Raw genomic sequence first — 21,893 nt, 5'->3', positions numbered from 1 at the left:
TCAAAAGCACATTTGAATCCATTTTTTAACAATATATAGAAAAGTATGATAAAATATATACAACTTTTGACAATACTAAAGTTTAAAATATAAAAGGGGGATTAAAATGATAGAGGTAAATAATTTATGTAAATCCTTTACTAGGGTAGTAAAAGACGAAAGCAACAAGAAAATAAAAAAATTAAAAACTAAAAAAGAAGACTTTTTGGCTGTTGATAATATTTCATTTTCTGTTAAGCAAGGAAAAATATTAGGAATATTAGGTCCAAATGGAGCAGGAAAAACAACATTACTTAGAATGCTAGCAGGAATACTTACTCCAAGTAGCGGTAATATTAAAATTGCAAATCATGATTATTCTATTGATAAAAATGCTGCAAAATGCGAGATAGGATACTTATCAGGAAACACTAAATTATATGGTAGAATTTCACCAAGAGAGCTTTTAACTACATTTGGAAATTTATATGAAATGCCAAGTGAAAAATTAAAACAAAGCATAGAAGACGTAAGTGAAGTAATGGATATGAAAAACTTTATAGACAATAGAATTGAAAATTTATCAACAGGACAAACACAACGCACATCAATAGCTAGATGCCTTATACATTCACCAAAAGTATATATATTTGATGAACCAACTCTAGGGTTAGACGTAATTAGTAGTCAATCAATAATAGAGTTTATGAAAAATGAAAAGAAAAAAGGAAAAACTGTCATTTACTCAACTCATTATATGGAAGAAGCAGAAACATTATGTGACAAAATATTAATGATACATGAAGGTAAAATAATAGCAAATGGTACTTCACAAAAATTAAAAGAAGACACTCAAACAACAAATTTAAGAGATGCTTTTATAAGCCTTGCTAGTAAAGGAGGAGAGCTTTATGAGAAGTAAAATAGTTAAATATATTTTCAAAAAAGAAATGCTAGACATATTAAGAGATAAAAAAACACTTTTTATGATGATAATTCTTCCCGTTATTTTATATCCAATTATGATGATTTTACTTACTCAAGTTATGACGATGTCTACAAATAGCATGAATGAGAAAGAATTACCAATAGCAATAAAAGGAAATGCAGACTCACAGTTAGTATCTATGATTAATGATAATGATCAAAAAAATGAAAAAGAAAAAAGTGGAAAACTAAAAATAGTAAAAGTTAAAGATTATAAAAAAGCAATAAATGATGAAAGTATAGTTGCTTACATAGAAGTAAAAGAAGATAACAAAAAATATAATATATACACAAATTCATCAGTATCAGATTCAAATACAGCAATACAGAGAATTGAGAAAGTTTTTGAAGATTATAAACAAGAAAAAATAAATGAAAATTTAAAAGAAAAAGGATTAGACGTAAAACAAACATTAGAGCCTATAGTTTATAAAAATATAGATATTGCTAAAAATGAAGAATTAGCAGGTCATATGTTAGGTCAAATACTTCCGTTTATTTTAATAATTGGGATATTGCTAGGAGCTATATATCCTGCAATAGATGTTATGGCAGGGGAAAAAGAAAGAGGGACTCTAGAAACTCTTTTAACACTTCCTATATCAAACTTAGAACTTGTTATGGGTAAATATATGGCAGTATCATTTAGCGCCATTGTAACTGCAATTTTCAACTTATTATCAATAGCACTTACTTTGATTTATTTAGTTACAACTAGTGGTCTAGCAGCTTCGGAACTAGGAGTTGGAAGTTTAGACTTAAATAAGTTGATTTTCCCAATTATAATAACTATAATATGTGTTTGTATATTTGCAATGGTTGTATCAGCGATAAGTATGTGCGTATGTTCATTAGCAAAAAGTTTTAAAGATGCACAAAATTATATGACACCAATAATGTTATTAGTTATGATACCATCTTATGTATCAATGGTACCAAATATAGAATTAGATAAATTTACAGCAACAATACCAGTAGTAAACATATCGCTACTTATAAAGAGCGTATTATCTTTTAAGAGCGATTTAGGATTAGTAGCTTTAGTTTTAGTTTCAAATATTGCTTTTGTTATTTTATCAGTAATGCTTTTATCTAAAATGTTTGATTCAGAAGAAATATTATTTGGAAATAAAGCAAGTTTTTCATTCTTAGAAAAAAGATCAAACATTAAAAAAGGAAATATGCCAAGTGTAAGTGATGGTGTAATTTTATATGCAATAAGTTTAGTACTTCTTATATACGTTGGTTCTATAGTTCAAATGAAGCTTGGATTAGGTGGATTAGCAATTACTCAAATTATGATAATAGGATTGCCATTAATTTTTGCATATTATATAAAATTAGATTTTAAGAAAATATTTAGTATAAAGATACCTAAAATAAAACATATTATAGGCGCAATATTACTTTGGGGTAGTGCATATATTTTAGTTAATTTAAGTTCTCAGATATTGCTACATGTATTCCCGCAAAATATGGAGATAATAGAAAATTTAAATAATGCCCTATATCAAGAAAAGTTTTTGATAAACTTGATTGTAATAGCTCTTATGCCTGCTATATGTGAAGAAATGTTATTTAGAGGATTTATTTTTACATCTTTCAAAAGTAAAAAAGGTGTAAAGATGGCTATCATAGGAAGTGCGATATTATTTGGATTTATGCATATAGACTTTATAAGAATAATACCAACAGCAATACTTGGAATAAGTTTTGCATTTGCAGTTTATAAATCAGAATCTATTTTTGTATCAATGCTTATGCATTTTATAAATAATGGATTAGTAGTTCTTGCAATGCACTATCCTAAAAATACATTAATAAAGTCAGTAGAAAACCTAACTATCTTTAATCCTAACTTAAATGTTTTAACATTTATAGGTCTTCTTGCTATTAGTATAATACTCTTAATAATAAGCTTGTATTTATTTAAAAAGACTAAACTTGAAAAATCAGAGAGTGCTATTTAAAGGTTAAGTATATTATACAAGAATGGAATACTAGTGCAATAGTTCCTCTACAACAAGTTGTGTTAAAGTTAATAAAAGAATAAAATTAAGATTCCCCTTAAAACTAAGGGGAATTTTTTTGATGTAGATAATTAATAAAATGATTATTTATAAAATAAAAATAAATATTTATTTCTAAACAATAAATATTTATGCTATAATGATAATAAAAAAATAATTACGAGGTGAAAAGATGAAAAAAAATAAGATTTCTAAAATTCTACATTCTATTGTAATAGTAGGCATAGTACTTACATTGTTAGCACTTTTAGCTACACCGCTTGTTACAACTGCATATTTTAAAAGTAGATTCCAAATATTATCAGGTGAAAATAATATAGTAATGATTACTTATGCTTGTATATACATATGTGCAGTTCCTTATGTTATAGCTTTATTTAAATTAAAAAATGTTTCTAAGTTTGTTAAAAATAATAATCCGTTTTCAATAGAAAACATTAAATCTTTAAAAAGTATTGCTATATGCACATTTACTGAAGTAATATTGTTTATAGGGTGTGTATTATACGTGAAAAACTTTACAGCATTTTATAGTGAGTTTTTATATTTACCAATTAGTTATATAACACCAATTTTTTTAGTAAGTTTTATAGCTGTTTTTATAGGATTCTTATGCTTAATACTGGCAAATCTCTTAGAAACTGCCATTGAAATAAAAGATGAGAATGATAAGACAATATAGAAAGGAAATTTATCATGCCAATTATAGTAAACGTAGATGTAATGATGGCCAAGAGGAAAATTAGTTCAACTGAACTTTCTCAAAAAATGGGAATAACTATGGCTAATTTATCAATTTTAAAAAATAATAAAGCAAAAGCAGTTCGATTTTCAACACTTGAGAAGTTATGTGAAATATTAGATTGTCAACCCGGAGATATATTAGAATATGTAAAAGATTAAGGAGTCTAAATAAGACTCCTTTTTTATTTGAAATAAAATAAGTATATTTTTAAGTTATATTAGTTTTCTTTTTTATGAAATTATTTTTATATTGTCTTTTGTTATTATGATTAGTTGGATGTGGAAATAATAATAAACCTTTATAAACATTTTCGCATTTAGAACCTGTTAATTTTACTAAAGTTTGAATTACACCTAAAATATCTGAATCTGATAGGCCAATAACCTTTTGCTTTACCATAAGGTTATAGTAAGTATTAGTCACTTGCTTTATTGGATAAACCGAACTTGGGTCGCCTATCGTTGGACTATCACTTACATTAACAATACCTGATGGAGAATATATTTGGTCTAGATATTCTCGTGGTCTTGATGATAAATCTATTGAATATTTTTTTGTATCATAATTTATAAAGACTTTGTAATCATCAAAGTAGTTAGCAATACAAACATTACGCTCACAGAACTTACCTTGATCAAATATTTCTATTAATTTATTATTTTCATGTTTATAAACTACCGCAATATCATAATTACCAATACCTTCAAGTATACCTCTAACCATTATTTCAGATTTATTGTCTCCAGTAAAATTTGCTATGAATAGTTGCAGATAAGATCCACTATATGGAAAAATAGTTGATATAGGGGCTAAGTTCTCGTCTTCTGGGGTTAATAGAATTTCTATTTCCTTTGGATACGGGTCATTATCAGAAGTATATATGCCCAAAAGAACAATTTTATCTTTTGAGTATTGACTTATTATATTACCTGATTTAACATCTAGAATTGATTTTGTGGCAGGAATTGTCATTTAATTACCTCCTAATTTATTAAGTTTTTAACGCTAGGTTATATTATGATATTTATAAAATTAGTGTTAATAATAATTATATTAAGAGTATAAAAAAAAGACACTTTTTAAATATATTATAAGTAATATTAGCTATTTAATAAATTAATATGTATAAAGACAAGCTAAGCTAAAATATAAAATAATAACTACTTTAATTTAAGGGGGAGTTATTATTAATATGTACGAGTATAAATATGTTTCAATATGGGGTAAACCTGAGGAAGTATCTGATAGTTTAAATAACTATGGAAAAGAAGGTTGGGAATTGATTTGTGTTTGGAATAATTGGCATTATTTCAAAAGAGTTATTAAATAAAAAAAGCTAGTCAGTAAAAATAAAATTCTTACTGACTTTTGTTTTTTAAAAGAAAAACTGTAAAAATAAAACTGTGAAAACCTTATTCAAGTATTGACAAAAAAATATATTTTGTGCTCTTAAAAAAACCTTGATAGTCTACTATATATAGTATAAAATAATCGTTGTACTACTACATATAGTAATTTAATCTTTAAAAACTGAATAAATAAAATTAAAAAAGTCAATAGCTTTTAGAGATAAATATGATATATTTTTACATGAAATTCCAAAAAAATTAAAATTTTAGTGTATATAATATATTAAAGAAGGAGAAACATTATGGTTAAAAAATTAAACGTGATAAAAAGAGATAATAGTGTTGCTGAGTTTGACAAAGATAAAATTAAAGAGGCTATATTAAAAGCTATGAAATATGGAAGTGGAATATATGAAGAAGATGTGGCACAAAAAATATCTGATAAGATAGAAATTAACTGCCTAGAAAATCAATCTTCACCAACTGTGTGCCAAATAGAAAACATGGTATATGAAAAATTAATAAGATATAGACATGAATTAACAGCAAAGGCTTATGAAGGATATAGAGCAGTACAATCGTTTAAAAGAGAAATAAACACTACTGATGATAGTATAATAGGACTATTAGATAAAAGTAATGAAGATGTTTTAAATGAAAATTCTAATAAAAATGGTGTACTAGCTTCAACTCAAAGAGATTTAGTAGCTGGAGAAGTATCAAAAGATATAGCGAGAAGAAAAACAATACCTGCACATATAGTACATGCACATGATGAGGGAGTACTTCATTACCATGATATGGACTATGCAATGCAACCAATTCACAACTGCATGCTAATAAACTTACAAGATATGTTAAACAATGGAACAGTAATAAATAATAAATTAGTAGAGTCACCTAAATCATTTTCAACAGCTTGTACTATAGTTACACAGATAATAGCACAAATTGCTAGTGGTCAATACGGTGGAAACTCTATAACTATAAAGCATATAGCACCTTTCTTAAAAGTATCGTATGAAAAATATTTTAATAAATATATTGAAAAGTATTCAAAAGAGGTATCTCATGAATTAGCAGAAGATAGAATGCTTGAAGAATTAAAATCGGGAATACAAACTATTAGATATCAATTATCAACACTTCACACTTCTAATGGTCAAAGTCCATTTTCAACAATTTACCTAGAAATTGAAGAAGGTAATGAGTATGAAAGAGAAATGGCTTTAATATGTGAAGAAATGATAAAACAAAGACTAGAAGGTATGAAAAACTATAAGGGACAAGTAATAGGAGAAGAGTTCCCTAAGTTAGTTTACTTACTTGATGAACATAACTGCTTAGAAGGCGGAAAATATGACTATATTACAAGACTGTGTGCAGTTTGTAATACTAAGCGATTAGTACCGGATTATCAAAGTGCTAAGATAATGAAAAAAAATTATGAAGGAAATACGTTCCCTCCAATGGGATGTCGTAGTCATTTATCTCCATATAAGGATGAATTTGGAAATTATAAATGGTATGGAAGATTTAATCAAGGCGTAATTTCTTTAAATTTAGTACAAGTAGCTTTAACTGCAGATAAAGATATGGAAAAGTTTTGGGAAATATTAGAAGAGAGATTAGAACTTTGTAAAGAGGCCTTAATGGTTAGACATAATCTTTTACTTGGAACAACATCAGATATATCTCCAATACATTGGCAACATGGTGGAATAGCTAGACTTCAAAAAGGTGAAAAGATAGATTCCCTTTTAAAAGATGGATATTCAACACTTTCACTAGGATATGTAGGAATATATGAAATGACACAAGCAATGCTTGGAATTTCACATACTACTAAAGAAGGTGAAGAACTTGCTTTAAAAGTAATGAATCACTTAAACAACACATGTGAAAAATGGAAAAAAGAAAGTGGACTTGGATTTGGATTATACGGAACTCCAGGTGAGAGTTTAACTTCAAGATTCTGTAGAATAGATAAGCAAAAATTCGGAGAAATAGAAAATGTAACCGATAGAATGTATTATACAAATTCTTATCATGTTCATGTTTGTGAAGAAATAGATGCATTTGAAAAATTAAAATTTGAATCGCAATTCCATGATATATCTTTAGGTGGATGCATTAGTTATATAGAAGTTCCTGATATGAGTAAAAACTTATCAGCAGTAGAACAAATAATAAACTTTATTTACCACAACATACAATATGCTGAAATAAACACTAAGCCAGACGTTTGCTTTAAATGTGGATATGAAGGCGAAATAACTTTAGATGAAAACTTAGAGTGGCATTGTCCAAACTGTGGAAATCAAAAGAAAGAAGAAATGCAAGTTATGAGAAGAACTTGTGGTTATATTGGTTCTAGTATGTGGGGAAAAGGACGTACTCAAGAAATTGCACAAAGAGTGTTACATCTATAAGATTAGGAGTGGATTATATTGAGGTTTTCTAAGATAAAAGATAATGACATAGCCAATGGCCTTGGAATAACTATGTCTCTTTGGACACAAGGATGTCCACATCATTGTAGAGGCTGTTTTAATAGTGAAACTTGGGATTTTAATATTGAAAAAGAGTTTACAAAAGATGATTTAAAGTATATTTTAGATAGTATAGATAAAAACAAGATAAAAAGAGATTTGTCTATATTAGGTGGAGAGCCTTTATGTTCTCAAAATGTAGAAGGTGTAATAAATCTTTGTAAAGAATTTAAAAAATATTATCCTGATAAAAAAATATATTTATGGACTGGATATACAGTAGAAAATTTTAATGAAATTCAAAAGGAAATATTAAAATATATAGATGTATTAGTTGACGGGAAATTTGAGGAAGATAAAAAAAGCCTAGCCATTATGTTAAGGGGCTCTTCAAATCAAAGAGTTATAGATGTAAATAAATCTTTGAAGCAAAATGATATAATATTGTATGAGATCGGTTAAGAGGAGAAATTAATAATGATAATTAACGTAAAAAGAACAAGTGAAGATGCTGTATTACCAAAATTCGCGCATGATAGTGATAGTGGGTTTGATTTATTTACATGTGAAGAAATAACTGTAGCACCTGGGAAAAAAGCTGTAGCTAAAACTGGTTTAATATTTGAAACACCAATAGGATGGGGAATTCAAATAAAAAACAAATCAGGAATAACTGTAAAAGGTGTTCCAACAACTTCAGGAAATAATGCAGATATAACAGTTTTTGAGGGAACTGTAGATATGGATTATAGAGGCGAAGTAGGTATAATGTTTAAAAATGAAGAAGACTTTGAAATAACTATACCAAAGCATACTAAATTAGCACAAGGTGTTTTAAGAAAAGTTTTCTATTGCACTTTTAAAGAAGTAAAAGAAGTAAGCACTACAGTTAGAGGAGAAGGTGGATTTGGTTCTACTGGAACAACTCTAGAAACGAAATAATAATTTATATATATATTATAAAAATCCCCAAGAGTAGAATTTCTTTGGGGATTTTATTTGTAAAAAAATCCAAAACCTATGTAAAATAAAAATTTACAATTTATTTAATAATTGATATCATTAAAAAATGAACAAATGTAGGAAGGTGATGAAAATAAGAAGAAATAGTATTACTATGAAATTATTTGTAATAATATTTGTACTTATATTATTAATATCAGGACTAATCGGTATTTGGGTAATAAATGATACTAATAAAATAATACAAAAAGAAATGTATGAAATGAGAAGCCAAGTTTTAAAAGAAGTTGGTAACAATATTTCAATATTATTATCAAATGTAGAAACTATAGGGGACAATATTGTAGTAGATAATAGGTTAACAGATATTTTATCGACCCCAGAGAGCGAATTTAAAAGTGATAAAGATATTATCAAAGAAAAAAACTCATATGTAGAAGGATTGCTAGTTGATCAAGTTTGGAAGTATGGCAAATTTAATATGAAACCAGAACTATACATAATTGGTGAAAATGGACTAACTTATAGTACATATTCTAAAACTAAATACGATACTAAAAATATAAAAAATAAAAAATGGTATGATGAAATTGTAAAAGCTAATGGAAAAACAGTACTTATAAATACATATAAAGATGAAAATGGTATAGGACCATACAAAAATATATTTAAAATGGGTAGACTTATAAAAGATTTAATAACTAATGAAACACTAGGCATATTAATAATGGATATAAGTGAGACTATGCTCTATGATAGATATTCAGATATGCTAGACTATGGAACATCTATTTATATAGTTGATTCAAATGAAAAAATAATATCTAGCAAAGATAAACGATTGATAGGAACTAATTATCAGCATGTTATAAAACAAAATAGCGATAATTATAGTGTTACTAAAAACAATATGGAAATCATATCTAATATTGATGAATATGGATGGAGCATAATACAAGAAGTACCTCTAAATATTATGAAACAAGTATCAAATCAAGTAGTTAATAGCACTGTATTTATAATAGTATTAGTAAGTATCATAGCATTAATAATTAGTTATACACTTTCTGTATGGATAACAAAACCAATTATTGAGATAAAAAATAAAATGGATAAAGTAATGTATGGTGATTTAAAAGCCAAAGTAGATGTAGATAGAAGTGATGAAATAGGTCAGTTACAAAAATCATTTAACAGCATGGTAATGTGGCTTGACTCTTCAATTGAAAATATAAAAAAATATGAAAAGCAAAAACGAGTAGCAGAATTAAGCTTTCTACAAGCTCAAATAAATCCTCACTTTCTTTATAATACTTTAAGTGGAATAAGATTTTTAATATCTATGAATAAAACTGAACAAGCAGAAGAAATGCTTTATAGATTCACAAAATTATTAAGAAGTATACTACCAAAATCTAGTGAAATGATTAGATTAGAAGATGAAATAGAAAACATTAAAAATTATGTGGAACTTCAAAAAATGAGATATCCTGATTGTTTTGAGATTACTTATGAAATAGATGATGAAATAAATGATTTTAATGTACCTTCTTTCATATTACAACCAATTGTAGAAAACGCTATTTTATATAGTATGGAAAAAGAAAACAACAAAGGGAGAATAAGTTTGGCTGGATATAAAACACAAGAGGGAATAAGAATCATAATAAATGACAATGGGATAGGTATGTCTAAGGATAAAGTAGAAAGTGTATTAAAAAAAGAAGCAAGTGTAAACAGAGTAGGAGTTATAAATGTACATGAAAGAATTGTACTAAATTATGGAATAAATTATGGCTTAGAAATAGACAGTATAGAAGGTAGAGGAACTAAAGTGACTTTTATACTACCTAACTAGAGGGAGGACGTATGTTAGATATATTAGTAGTAGAAGATGAAGCACCTATAAGAGATTGGATAGTATATACTATTTCAAATATTTCTAAAGATTTTAATGTATTAGCTAGTGCAACAAACGGAAAAGAAGCATATGAATTAGCACAAAAGCTAAAACCGCAAGTTATTATAAGTGACATAAAAATGCCTATTATGGATGGAATAACATTTAGTAGAGAAGTTAAAAAAATAATTCCAGATGTTTTTATTATACTGTTGACTAACTATGCAGAGTTTTCTTACGCTAAAGAAGCTATAAGCTGTGGGGTTTATGAATATTTAATAAAGTCAGATATAAGACCGAAAGAGCTAAATGAAGTTCTTAGCAAAATTTATGAAACTATAAAAGAGAGTAAAGACCTGATAATAAAGCAACAAGAGAACCTTTGTACTAAAGAAAGTGATTTGCAAATAGATAGCAATGAAAATAAGTATTCAAAGGCAATAAGAAAAGCTATGGAATATATAGAATCAAATTATAAAGAACATATATCCTTAAATCATATATCAAAACAAGTATATTTATCGCATGAATACTTTTCAAGGTTATTTAAAGAAGAAGTAGGAGAAAATTTTAGTACTTATCTTACCAATTATAGAATGATAAAAGCACAATATCTTATTAAAAATACAGATATGAAAATATCTCAAATAGCAATAGAGGTAGGATATAGCAATCCAGGATATTTTTCAAAAACATATAAAAAACATAAAGGTATATCTCCAGAGGAAGATCGATATTAAAAGTTAAAAAACCTATAATATGTCAAAATAATTCAAAAATATCAATATTTTTCATAATTATGAGTTTTATAAGGCTAAAAATATCAATATTATTATATTACTTATCAATAGTGTACATGGAATGAAAACGTTTAATCAAATATAATATTAGTAAAGCAGAAGAAAATAATTAACAAATTGGCTACTTTGCTATGTATAGACATAGGAGGCAAATAATGACATTAAAGAATAAAAAAATAATGCTATTAATTACGCTGGTATTAATTATAGTAATTGCTTGTTTGGACAAATATAATCAAAATAGATTTGAAGTTAAGAATAAGGAACTCATAAGAGTTGGAATTATTTTTAATGAAGCTGGATTAGGAGATAAAGCATTTAATGATTTATGCTATGACGGTATCTTAAAGGCACAAGAAAAACTTGGAATTGAATTTGATTATTGTCAATCGAAAACCAAAGATGACTATGAAACACTAGGAAGAGAATATGCAAAGACTAAACAGTATGATCTTATCATCTCAGTTGGAGGAGAACAAGAAAAGGCAATAATTAAAATTTCAAAAGAATTTCCAAATCAAAAATTCACATTGATAGATTCTAATATAGAGTTGCCAAATGTGAGCTCTATATGTACAAGTTGGTCTGAGCAAACGTTTTTAAATGGAGTTATAGCAGGGCTATCTATTACAAATAATTCAAAACAAGAAAAAAATAAACCAGTGGTAGGAGTTATATTAGGTAAAGATTTAGAGCATTTAAGACAAGGTGCTATTGGATTTGAAGCTGGAGTTAGATATATAAATCCTGATATTAAAACAATGGTAGCTGTAGTTGATGATTTTTCAAACCCAGCAAAGGCAAAAGAAATTGCACTCCTAATGTATAAAAAAGGAGCACAATACATTCAACAACTAGCAGGAGAATCAGGATTTGGAGTTTTTGCAGCGGCAAAAGAAGCTGATAGATATGCTTTTGGAGTTGATGGGAATCAAAATTTTTTTGACCCAGATTACATAGTATCAACAGCAACTAGATACGCAAATGAAATAATTTATAAAGAGATAGAGGGCATCAAAAATTATACATGGAGCCCAGGGGTACATAAGCTTGGTCTTAAAGAAAACGTTATTGGTTATGAAATAGAAGGATCTAATGTAAAAATAGATTCAAAAATAATTGAAACTGTAGAAAAAATAAAAACATCTGTAATAAATAAAGAGATTGTAATACCTTCAACTTATGAAGGGTTAGATACATGGATTATAAATAATAAATATAAAAGCTAAAAGATAAGGGGAAAATTAAAATGAGACTATACGATATTATATCTAAAAAAAGAGACAAAAAAGAATTATCTAAAGAAGAAATAGAATTTTTTATAGAAAAATATACTAATGGCGAAATACCTGATTATCAAGCATCTGCATTATTAATGGCAATATATTTAAATGGATTCACTACAGAAGAAACAGCAAATCTTACAATGGCTATGGTAAATTCAGGAGATGTTGTAGATTTAAGTATGATAGATGGAGTAAAACTTGATAAGCATAGTACTGGAGGGGTTGGAGATAAAACATCTCTTATATTAGTACCAATGGTTGCAGCAGCAGGTGGTAAGGTTGCTAAATTATCAGGTAGAGGATTAGGTCACACAGGTGGAACATTAGATAAATTAGAATCTATACCAGGATTTAATATATCTGTTAAAGAAGATAAATTTAAAGATATGGTTGAAAACGCAGGATTAGTTATAGCAGGTCAAACTCAAAACTTAGTTCCAGCAGATAAAAAAATATACGCATTAAGAGATGTTACAGCAACAGTAGATAGTATACCTTTAATAGCTGCAAGTATAATGAGTAAAAAAATAGCATCAGGAGCAGATGCAATAGTACTAGATGTTAAGTATGGTGAAGGTGCATTCATGAAAACAGCAAAAGATGCTGAAAAATTAGCAACTGCTATGGTAAACATAGGTAAGAGTGTAGGAAGAAATACATCTGCTGCAATAACATTAAATGGAGAACCATTAGGATATGCAATAGGAAACGCACTTGAAATAAAAGAAGTTATAGAGATATTAAAAGGTGAAGGACCAGATGATTTAAGAGAATTATGCTTACAGTTAGGAGCACAAATGCTTATGCTTGGAAATATAGAAACAGATGTTGAAAAAGGAAGAGCTAAGTTAGAAGGAATATTAAAAGACGGAAGTGCTTTAGCTAAGTTAAGACAATTAGTAGTTCTTCAAGATGGAGATCCAAGTGTTATAGATAATTCAGAGTTATTTGAAATAGCACCTTTAACTCATAAAGTTAAGGCAACTAAAGAAGGATATGTATATGAATTAAATGCAGAAAGTGTTGGAGTGTCATCTTTACTTACTGGAGCTGGAAGACATACAAAAGACGATGAATTAGACTACGGAGCTGGAATAATATTAGAGAAGAAAATAGGAGACTATGTAAAAGTAGGAGACGTATTAGCAACTCTATATTCAAGTGATGAAGATAAATTTGAAAAAGCTGAAGAAGAATTACAAAGTGCTTATGCGATAAAAGCTGAAAAACCAGAAAAAGCTTCTATAATACATAAAATAATATAATTAAATATAAAGACTTAGGAGATTAGTTATGGATAACAAAACAATTTTAAGTACAGTAGACCACACTTTATTAAAACAAACAGCTACTTGGGAAGATATAAAAGTAATATGTGAAGATGCAATGAAATATGAAGTAGCATCTGTATGTATACCACCATCATTTGTAAAAAAAGCTAAAGAATTTGTAGGAGATAAAATGCAAGTTTGTACAGTAATAGGATTCCCAAATGGATACAACACTACTGCTGTAAAAGTATTTGAAACTAAAGATGCTATACAAAATGGTGCAGATGAAATAGATATGGTAATAAACTTAGGTATGCTAAAAGAAAATAAATTTGAAGAAATAACAAAAGAGATAAAATCTATAAAAGAAGCTTGTGGAAAAAAAATATTAAAAGTTATAATAGAAACTTGTGTTTTAAATGAAGAAGAAAAAATTGAAATGTGCAAATGTGTAACTAATGCAAAAGCTGATTTTATAAAAACTTCTACAGGATTTAGTACTGGTGGAGCAACAGCTAAAGATTTAGCATTATTTAAAGAAAATATAGGTAAAGACGTTTTAATAAAAGCAGCAGGTGGAATCAAAGATCTTGATACAGCTAGAGAGTTTATAAAAATAGGATCTTCAAGACTTGGAACAAGCTCAATAATAAAAATGATAAATAATGAAGAAGTAGCGGGGTACTAAAAATGAAAAAGTTTAATAGAGTATTTTTAACTGTATTAGACTCAGTAGGCATAGGTGAACTAGAAGATGCAAAAGAGTATGGCGATTTAGGCGCTAATACTCTTTGCAATATAGCAAAATCAACAGGAGGGCTTAGCCTTCCTAACCTACAAAGAATGGGTCTAGGTAATATAGCAAGTATAGAAGGTGTTAAACCTACGGATAATCAAATAGCATATACTACTAAATGTGGGGAGTTATCTAAAGGGAAAGATACAATAACAGGCCACTGGGAAATGTCTGGAATACTTATAAAAAAGCCTTTTAAAGTATTTACAGACACAGGATTTCCAAAGGAACTTATAGATGAGCTTGAAAAAGAGACTGGCCATAAATTTATAGGAAATATTTCAGCATCAGGTACAGAAATAATAAAAAACTTAGGACAAGAGCATATACAAACTAAAAGCTTAATACTTTATACATCTGCGGATAGCGTTTTACAAATAGCTGCTAATGAAGAGATAATACCACTTGAAGAATTATATAGAGTTTGTGAAATAGCAAGAAAAATTACTTTAAAAGAAGAATATAAAGTTTGTAGGATAATAGCAAGACCGTTTATTGGAACTAATAAAGAAAACTTTACAAGAACTTCAAATAGAAAAGACTATGCTCTAAAGCCACCAACTAAAACAATTTTAGATGCACTTTGTGAGAAAGATTTAAATGTAGTTGGTATTGGTAAAATAGGAGATATATACTCTTATCAAGGAATAACAAAGAGTATAAAAACAAAGAGTAATGAAGATGGAATGAATAAAACTATAGAGATTGCAAAAGAGGGATCTCACAGAGGTTTAATATTCTTAAATTTAGTAGATTTTGATGCATTATATGGGCACAGAAGAGATGCTAAAGGATATAAGGGAGCATTAGAGAAATTTGATTCTCAATTAGGAATTCTTATCGAAAAACTTAAAGAAGATGATCTTTTGATAATAACAGCAGACCATGGTAATGACCCTACTTTTAAAGGCACTGATCATACTAGAGAGTATGTACCTGTATTAGCTTATAGTAAATCATTAACTAAACCAAAAGAAATACCAACATTAAAAAGTATGGCAGACTTAGGTATAACTATATTAGATAACTTTAATGAAGAAAAAGATAATTACAATTTCGAAATCGGGAAATCGTTTTTAGATAAAATACAATAATAAATATGAGGTGGAAAATATGGAAAATTTATTTAATAAAATAGTAGAAAGTGCAAATTACATAAAATCAAAAACTAATATAAAACCTACAATTGGTCTTATACTAGGATCAGGGCTTGGTGTTTTAGGAGACGAAATAGAAAATGCAGTAGAAATAAGCTATGATAAAATACCTAATTTCCCAGTATCAACAGTAGAAGGTCATAAGGGTCAATTAGTTATAGGACAATTAGAAGGAAAGAACGTAGTAGCTATGCAAGGAAGATTCCATTTTTATGAAGGATATGCTATGCAAGAAACAACTTTCCCAGTAAGAGTTATGAAAGCACTAGGAGTAGAAACAGTATTTGTAACTAATGCGGCTGGTGGAGCAAATAAATCTTTCAAACCGGGGGATTTAATGATAATAAATGATCATTTAAACTTAGGGGGAACTAATCCTCTGATAGGAGCAAATGATAATAGATTAGGGCCAAGATTCCCAGATATGTCTAGTGCATATACTCCAGAGTATATAAATCTTGCAAGAAAATGCGCGAAAGAATTAGACATTAACGTAAAAGAGGGTGTATATGCGTTCTTTACAGGGCCTACATATGAAACTCCTTCAGAAGTTAAAATGGCTAGAATAATGGGGGCGGATGCCGTAGGAATGTCTACAGCACCAGAGGTAATAGTCGCTTCTCATAGTGGATTAAAAGTAGTAGGGATATCTTGTATAACTAATATGGCAGCAGGAATATTAGACCAACCACTAAATCATGAAGAAGTAATAGAAACTACACAAAGAGTAAAACAACAATTCTTAAGTTTAGTAAAAAGTATAGTTAATAAAATATAATAATTTAAAAAAATAAACCTAATTAACTGCGCTAGTTAATTAAACTAGCACAATTAATTAAATCATTATATGAAAATTGAGGGTGAAGAAATGTCAAAAACATCAATAGCATCAATAGCATTAAATATATTAGGTATAGTACTGTTATTAGGAACGTTATATTTGTTATCATCTAACAAAAAAGAAGTTAATAAAAAAATGATATTAAAAGCCTTAGTAATTCAGGTTGCTTTAGCATTTTTATTAGTCAAATTCCCACTTGGAAGAATGGCATTACAAAAAGTATCAGATGTTGTAACTAAAGTATTAAATTATGGTTCACAAGGTTTAACTTTTATATTTGGACCGCTAGCTGATGCAGGAGCTCCAACAGGAATGATATTTGGAATACAAGTATTAGGAAATATAATATTTATATCAGCTTTAGTAGCTGCGCTTTATTATCTTGGAATCATAGGATTTGTAGTTAAGGGAATAGGTGGAGTGATAGGAAACATACTTGGAACTAGTAAAGTAGAAAGTTTTGTAGCCGTTGCTAATATGTTTTTAGGTCAAACTGAATCACCAATACTTGTATCAAAGTATTTAAGAGGTATGACCGAGAGTGAAATAATGTTAGTTTTAATATCTGGTATGGGAAGTATGTCTGCAACAGTACTTATGGGGTATGCAGGACTTGGCATACCTATGGAATACCTTTTAATAGGAGGATCATTAGTACCTCTAGGTAGTATAGTAGTATCAAAGCTTGTACTGCCAGAGAAAGTACATGCAGTTTCTCAAGTTACAGTATCAAATGATGGTACAAGTGCTTCACTAGCATCTGCAGAATGTGCAATGACAAGTGTTGCTACTGACGAAGTAACAATAGATAACAAAGGAGATAATGAGAACCTTATAGCTGCTATATCACAAGGAGCTAATGATGGACTTAACATGGCACTTGGAATAGGTGCATCTCTTATAGCTATAATATCTTTAGTTGCATTAGTTAATGGTATATTAGGGGTAGTTGGATTATCTTTAGAACAAATACTATCATATGTATTTGCACCTATAGGATTATTAATGGGAGTACCAAAGGAACATATATTAACAGCTAGTCAATTACTTGGAAGTAAATTAGTATTAAATGAGTTTGTTGCATTTGGTCAACTAGGGCAAATATTAAAAGGATTGGATTATAGAACTGGACTTATGATGGCAATATCTTTAACAGGATTTGCAAATATATCAAGTATGGGTATATGTATATCAGGAATATCAGTATTTTGTCCAGAAAAAAGAAATCAACTAGCAAAACTTGCATTTAGAGGAATGCTAGGTGGATTTGCTGTAAGTTTATTAAGTGCTTTAATAGTAGGCTTAATAGTAGCTCTATAGGTAATAATTATTATAAATAAAACTAAAATAATTTTGCTCATATATAAAAAATATGTGAGCAAAGTTAGATTATTAAAGGAGAAGTTTATATGTATAAACAATTACAAAGTCATGCTATAAATATAAGAAAAAACATAGTAACAATGATAACAGAATCTAAATCAGGTCATCCAGGTGGATCTTTATCAGGTGTAGAAATACTTACATATTTATATTTTAAAGAAATGAATATAAATAAGGATAACTTAGATAGCAAAGAAAGAGATTATTTTATACTTAGTAAAGGTCATGCAGCACCAGTTTTATATGCAACATTAAGTGAAGCAGGATTTATAGAAGAAAAAGAATTAATGACTTTAAGAAAATTAGGATCTAAACTACAAGGGCATCCAGATAGTAAAAAAATAAAAGCAATTGATGTATCAACAGGTTCTCTAGGACAAGGTATATCAAATGCAGTAGGAGTTGCAATCGGTGCAAAAATTGATAATGCTAATTCTACAATATATACACTTTTAGGTGATGGAGAATTACAAGAAGGTTTAGTTTGGGAAGCTTTAATGAGTGCAGCTCATTATAAATTAGACAACTTAGTAGCATTTGTAGATTACAACAAATTACAAATCGACGGAAATAATGAAGATGTAATGGGAATAAAACCACTAGACAAAAAATTCGAAAGTTTTGGATGGAATGTAATAACTATAGACGGGCATGATTTTAAACAAATAGAAAAAGCGCTACAAAGTGTAAAAGAAATAAAGCAAAAACCAACAGTTATAATAGCTAACACTGTAAAAGGTAAGGGAGTATCTTTTATGGAAAATAATGCAGGATGGCATGGAAGTGCACCAAGCATAGAGCAAAGAGATTTAGCTTTAAATGAATTAGAGAACATGAGAAAGGGGTGCTTATAATGGGATTAGCAACAAGAGAAGCATATGGAAAGGCATTAGTTGAATTAGGAAAAGAAAATGAAAATATAGTAGTATTAGATGCAGACCTTTCAAAATCTACAAAGACAGCAGATTTTGCAAAAGAATACCCAAATAGATTTATAAATGCAGGAATAGCTGAACAAAATCTTTTAGGAATGGGTGCAGGACTTGCAAGATACGGTAAAGTACCATTTGCTAGTACTTTCGCAGTATTTGCAACTGGCAGAGCATTTGAAATAATAAGAAACTCTATATGTTATCCAAAAGCTAATGTTAAAATAGCAGCAACTCATGCAGGTATAACAGTAGGAGAAGACGGTGGATCTCATCAATCTATAGAAGATATAGCAATAATGAATTCACTTCCAAATATGAGTGTATTAGTGCCAGCTGATGCAAAAGAAACTAATGAAATAATAAAATATGCTGCAAAGCATGTAGGACCTGTATATATAAGACTTGGAAGACTTAATAGTGAAGATATATTTGGAGATGATTATAAGTTTGAATATGGTAAAGGTGTATGTTTAAAAGAAGGAGATGACTGCACTATAATATCTACTGGACTTATGAGTGCTATGGCAAAGAATGCTTGTGAAACTCTTAAAGAACAAGGAATAAATGTAAGACTTATACATATGCCTACTATAAAACCAATAGATAGAGCAATTATAGAAAAAGCAGCTAAAGAAACTAAGTTTATATTAACTTGTGAAGAGCATTCTGTAATAGGTGGATTAGGTCAAATAGTAGCAAGTGTTACATCTGAAACAGTTCCTACTAAAGTTATCAAGTTAGGAATAAATGATGTATTTGGAGAGTCAGCAACACCAGCACAATTATTAGAAAAGCATGGATTAAGTAGTGAAAATATAGTTAATATAATAAAAACAAATTTACAAAAATAATAAACATTTAATATAAGGGGAGAAAACATATGAAAATATTTATAGATACAGCAAACATAAGTGAAATAGTAGAAGCAAATAGTTGGGGAATAGTAGATGGAGTTACTACAAATCCATCACTTATAGCAAGAGAAGGTAGAGATTTACAAGAAGTAATAAATGAAATATGCTCAATAGTAGATGGACCAATAAGTGCTGAGGTAATAAGCTTAGAAGCTGATAAGATGGTTGAAGAAGCCATGGAATTAGTTAAATTACACAAAAACATAGTTATAAAAATACCTATGTGCATAGAAGGATTAAAAGCTGTTAAGGTGTTATCTGAAAAGAAAATAAAAACTAATGTAACTTTAATATTCTCATCTCAACAAGCATTACTTGCAGCAAAAGCTGGAGCTAGTTATGTAAGTCCATTTGTAGGAAGAGTTGATGATATTGGTGCTAGAGGAGTAGAATTAATAAGTGAAATAGCAACTATATTTGAAGTACATGATATACAAACAGAAATAATAGCAGCAAGTATAAGAAATCCAATACATGTATCAGAATGTGCATTAGCAGGATCTGATATAGCTACAATACCATTTAAAGTATTAAGTCAAATGTCTAAGCATCCTCTTACAGATAAAGGGATAGAGCAATTTTTAAGCGATTACAACAATAGTAAATAATAAATAATATATAAAAAGCCTTCAAAGAAAATATTTCTATGAGGGCTTTTTTATGTATTTAAATTATATTATTTTTATAGACTTTATATTATTTTTATCTATAGAAAAAGAACTACCTAGTTCTTTACCAAACATAGTTAAAATATTTACACTTTCATTATTATTAAACATATCTAACCAATCAACTAAAGAATTAAAATTTTTTACATTATCTCTTTCAACGATTTTCTCAAAGTCATTATTAAAAGTTATTTTTATTTTATCGATTTTCAATTATATCACCGTCCTAACATTTAATATTTTATATTAAATGAGTAAATTATAATACTTTTTTATAAAAAAATATTAATTTAGATTATTGTGGGTATAAATAATTAAATGAAAATATATAATGATTAAAGTATTTAATTATTTTATATTATTAATAAAAATAGGTAAATTTGATTAGCATCACATTTTTTATAAAAATATAGTGATAAAATAATAACTGTATTTTAATGAAAAGTAGAAAGCGGAGGATTTTAAAGTGTTAGAATTAGCAGAAGAACTACAATTATTTAAACCAATAGAAATAGATGCAAAAGAAATATTAGATTCGTATTTTGAATTAGTAGATTACGAGGCATGTGAATATTGCTTTGTTACTTTATATATGTGGAGAAATGTATACAATACACTATATTATGTAGAAGATGATTTTGCTATAGTATCAGGTGAATATGAAGGAAACGACTTTGTGGTATTACCTTTAGCAACTAAAGAAAATATGCCTAAAGCTATAGAATTTATATTAGATCATTTTAAAGATAAAAATAAAAAAGTTCATCTAAGAGCTATAACTAAGGAAATAGTAGATTTTATGAAAGAAAACTATCCTGGTGATTTTGAATATATAGAAGAACGAGATTATTTTGACTATGTTTATGACGGAGAGAGCCTAAGAACTTTAGGAGGAAGAAAAAATCAAAAAAAGAGAAACCATATAAATTATTTCTTAAAAGAATATGAAAATAGATTTGAATATAAAAAATTAGAAAATAAAACTCAATTTGAGGAGTGCATAGAACTTTTAAATGCATGGTCAGAAAACAAAGAAGATGAAGATAATGATGATTTTAAAAATGAGTTTATAGCTATACAAAGTCTATTTAGTAATTATGAGAAATTAAAAGATAAATTAAAAATAGGCGCAATATATGTCGATGGTAAGTTAGAGGCATTTTCAATAGGTGAAATGTTAAATGATAATATGGCAGTTATTCATATAGAAAAAGCAAATCCAATAGTACGTGGATTGTATCCATATATAAATCAACAATTTTTAGTAAATGAGTTTAATGAGGTAGAATTTATAAATCGGGAAGAAGATTTAGGTATAGAAGGATTAAGAAAAGCTAAGCTTTCATATCATCCATGTAAATTTGTTGAAAAATATACTGTATTAGAAATATAAAATGGGG

Annotated in this window: 22 protein-coding genes; 20 read left to right on the top strand and 2 right to left on the bottom strand. The window is 28.2% G+C overall.

Annotated features, from left to right (window positions below; genetic code table 11):
- Positions 1-106: 106 nt before the first annotated feature.
- The 4 genes from QOZ84_RS01065 to QOZ84_RS01050 all read left to right on the top strand — a co-directional run bounded on the left by QOZ84_RS01065 (position 107) and on the right by QOZ84_RS01050 (position 3,899).
- On the top strand, positions 107-901 hold the full coding sequence (locus tag QOZ84_RS01065) for an ABC transporter ATP-binding protein (protein ID WP_284131108.1): 795 nt from the start codon (positions 107-109) through the stop codon (positions 899-901).
- Positions 891-2,936 (top strand): ABC transporter permease subunit/CPBP intramembrane protease, encoded by a 2,046-nt coding sequence (locus QOZ84_RS01060; protein WP_284131107.1) that lies wholly within the window; start codon positions 891-893, stop codon positions 2,934-2,936. Before QOZ84_RS01065 ends, QOZ84_RS01060 begins: the two co-directional genes overlap by 11 nt.
- Positions 2,937-3,168: 232 nt before the next feature.
- Positions 3,169-3,678, top strand: coding sequence for a DUF2975 domain-containing protein (locus tag QOZ84_RS01055; RefSeq protein WP_284131106.1), 510 nt, complete (start codon positions 3,169-3,171; stop codon positions 3,676-3,678).
- Between the two features lie 14 nt (positions 3,679-3,692).
- Positions 3,693-3,899, top strand: coding sequence for a helix-turn-helix domain-containing protein (locus QOZ84_RS01050; RefSeq protein ID WP_284131105.1), 207 nt, complete (start codon positions 3,693-3,695; stop codon positions 3,897-3,899).
- A 49-nt stretch (positions 3,900-3,948) separates the two neighbouring features.
- On the opposite strand, the gene QOZ84_RS01045 is transcribed toward QOZ84_RS01050, so the two are convergent.
- Complete coding sequence (locus QOZ84_RS01045) at positions 3,949-4,713, bottom strand: hypothetical protein (protein ID WP_284131104.1); 765 nt, start codon at positions 4,711-4,713, stop codon at positions 3,949-3,951.
- A gap of 220 nt (positions 4,714-4,933) precedes the next feature.
- Between QOZ84_RS01045 and QOZ84_RS01040 the strand changes: the two genes are divergently transcribed.
- The 15 genes from QOZ84_RS01040 to fsa all read left to right on the top strand — a co-directional run bounded on the left by QOZ84_RS01040 (position 4,934) and on the right by fsa (position 20,433).
- Entirely contained in the window at positions 4,934-5,071 is a 138-nt protein-coding gene (locus QOZ84_RS01040) for a DUF4177 domain-containing protein (RefSeq protein ID WP_284131103.1), read from the top strand.
- Between the two features lie 321 nt (positions 5,072-5,392).
- Positions 5,393-7,522 carry an anaerobic ribonucleoside-triphosphate reductase gene (gene nrdD, locus QOZ84_RS01035; RefSeq protein WP_284131102.1) on the top strand — a complete coding sequence of 710 codons (2,130 nt, stop codon included), beginning with the start codon at positions 5,393-5,395 and terminating at the stop codon, positions 7,520-7,522.
- An 18-nt stretch (positions 7,523-7,540) separates the two neighbouring features.
- Positions 7,541-8,044 (top strand): anaerobic ribonucleoside-triphosphate reductase activating protein, encoded by a 504-nt coding sequence (nrdG, locus tag QOZ84_RS01030; protein WP_284131101.1) that lies wholly within the window; start codon positions 7,541-7,543, stop codon positions 8,042-8,044.
- Positions 8,045-8,059: 15 nt separating this feature from the next.
- The gene (dut, locus tag QOZ84_RS01025; protein WP_284131100.1) at positions 8,060-8,524 is read left to right on the top strand and encodes a dUTP diphosphatase; all 465 of its coding nucleotides are present in this window, start codon (positions 8,060-8,062) and stop codon (positions 8,522-8,524) included.
- A 148-nt stretch (positions 8,525-8,672) separates the two neighbouring features.
- Positions 8,673-10,403: a sensor histidine kinase gene (locus QOZ84_RS01020; RefSeq protein ID WP_284131099.1), complete on the top strand. Its 1,731-nt coding sequence runs from the start codon at positions 8,673-8,675 to the stop codon at positions 10,401-10,403.
- A gap of 11 nt (positions 10,404-10,414) precedes the next feature.
- Entirely contained in the window at positions 10,415-11,185 is a 771-nt protein-coding gene (locus tag QOZ84_RS01015; protein WP_284131098.1) for a response regulator transcription factor, read from the top strand.
- A gap of 215 nt (positions 11,186-11,400) precedes the next feature.
- Complete coding sequence (locus QOZ84_RS01010; protein ID WP_284131097.1) at positions 11,401-12,474, top strand: BMP family ABC transporter substrate-binding protein; 1,074 nt, start codon at positions 11,401-11,403, stop codon at positions 12,472-12,474.
- 20 nt (positions 12,475-12,494) lie between these two features.
- Complete coding sequence (locus QOZ84_RS01005; protein WP_284131096.1) at positions 12,495-13,796, top strand: pyrimidine-nucleoside phosphorylase; 1,302 nt, start codon at positions 12,495-12,497, stop codon at positions 13,794-13,796.
- Between the two features lie 28 nt (positions 13,797-13,824).
- Positions 13,825-14,490, top strand: coding sequence for a deoxyribose-phosphate aldolase (gene deoC / locus QOZ84_RS01000; protein WP_284131095.1), 666 nt, complete (start codon positions 13,825-13,827; stop codon positions 14,488-14,490).
- A 2-nt stretch (positions 14,491-14,492) separates the two neighbouring features.
- Complete coding sequence (locus QOZ84_RS00995; RefSeq protein ID WP_284131094.1) at positions 14,493-15,692, top strand: phosphopentomutase; 1,200 nt, start codon at positions 14,493-14,495, stop codon at positions 15,690-15,692.
- A 19-nt stretch (positions 15,693-15,711) separates the two neighbouring features.
- A complete protein-coding gene (locus QOZ84_RS00990) occupies positions 15,712-16,533 on the top strand; it encodes a purine-nucleoside phosphorylase (RefSeq protein ID WP_284131093.1) in 822 nt (273 codons plus the stop codon).
- A 90-nt stretch (positions 16,534-16,623) separates the two neighbouring features.
- Complete coding sequence (locus QOZ84_RS00985; protein WP_284131092.1) at positions 16,624-17,916, top strand: NupC/NupG family nucleoside CNT transporter; 1,293 nt, start codon at positions 16,624-16,626, stop codon at positions 17,914-17,916.
- 89 nt (positions 17,917-18,005) lie between these two features.
- Positions 18,006-18,833 carry a transketolase gene (locus QOZ84_RS00980; RefSeq protein ID WP_284131091.1) on the top strand — a complete coding sequence of 276 codons (828 nt, stop codon included), beginning with the start codon at positions 18,006-18,008 and terminating at the stop codon, positions 18,831-18,833.
- On the top strand, positions 18,830-19,762 hold the full coding sequence (locus QOZ84_RS00975) for a transketolase family protein (RefSeq protein ID WP_334305572.1): 933 nt from the start codon (positions 18,830-18,832) through the stop codon (positions 19,760-19,762). The genes QOZ84_RS00980 and QOZ84_RS00975 overlap by 4 nt, the downstream gene beginning before the upstream one ends.
- A gap of 29 nt (positions 19,763-19,791) precedes the next feature.
- A complete protein-coding gene (gene fsa / locus QOZ84_RS00970; RefSeq protein WP_284131089.1) occupies positions 19,792-20,433 on the top strand; it encodes a fructose-6-phosphate aldolase in 642 nt (213 codons plus the stop codon).
- A 63-nt stretch (positions 20,434-20,496) separates the two neighbouring features.
- Here the strand turns inward: fsa and QOZ84_RS00965 are convergent, their stop codons facing one another.
- Positions 20,497-20,706 carry a hypothetical protein gene (locus tag QOZ84_RS00965; RefSeq protein ID WP_284131088.1) on the bottom strand — a complete coding sequence of 70 codons (210 nt, stop codon included), beginning with the start codon at positions 20,704-20,706 and terminating at the stop codon, positions 20,497-20,499.
- Positions 20,707-20,959: 253 nt separating this feature from the next.
- Between QOZ84_RS00965 and QOZ84_RS00960 the strand changes: the two genes are divergently transcribed.
- Positions 20,960-21,886 carry a DUF2156 domain-containing protein gene (locus QOZ84_RS00960; protein ID WP_284131087.1) on the top strand — a complete coding sequence of 309 codons (927 nt, stop codon included), beginning with the start codon at positions 20,960-20,962 and terminating at the stop codon, positions 21,884-21,886.
- Positions 21,887-21,893: the final 7 nt, after the last annotated feature.

Origin of the sequence: Romboutsia sedimentorum (genome assembly GCF_030131845.1) — a bacterium.
Classification (GTDB): domain Bacteria; phylum Bacillota; class Clostridia; order Peptostreptococcales; family Peptostreptococcaceae; genus Romboutsia_D; species Romboutsia_D sedimentorum.
Note: the sequence above shows the minus strand (reverse complement) of the source record. Positions and strands in the feature narration are given on the sequence as shown.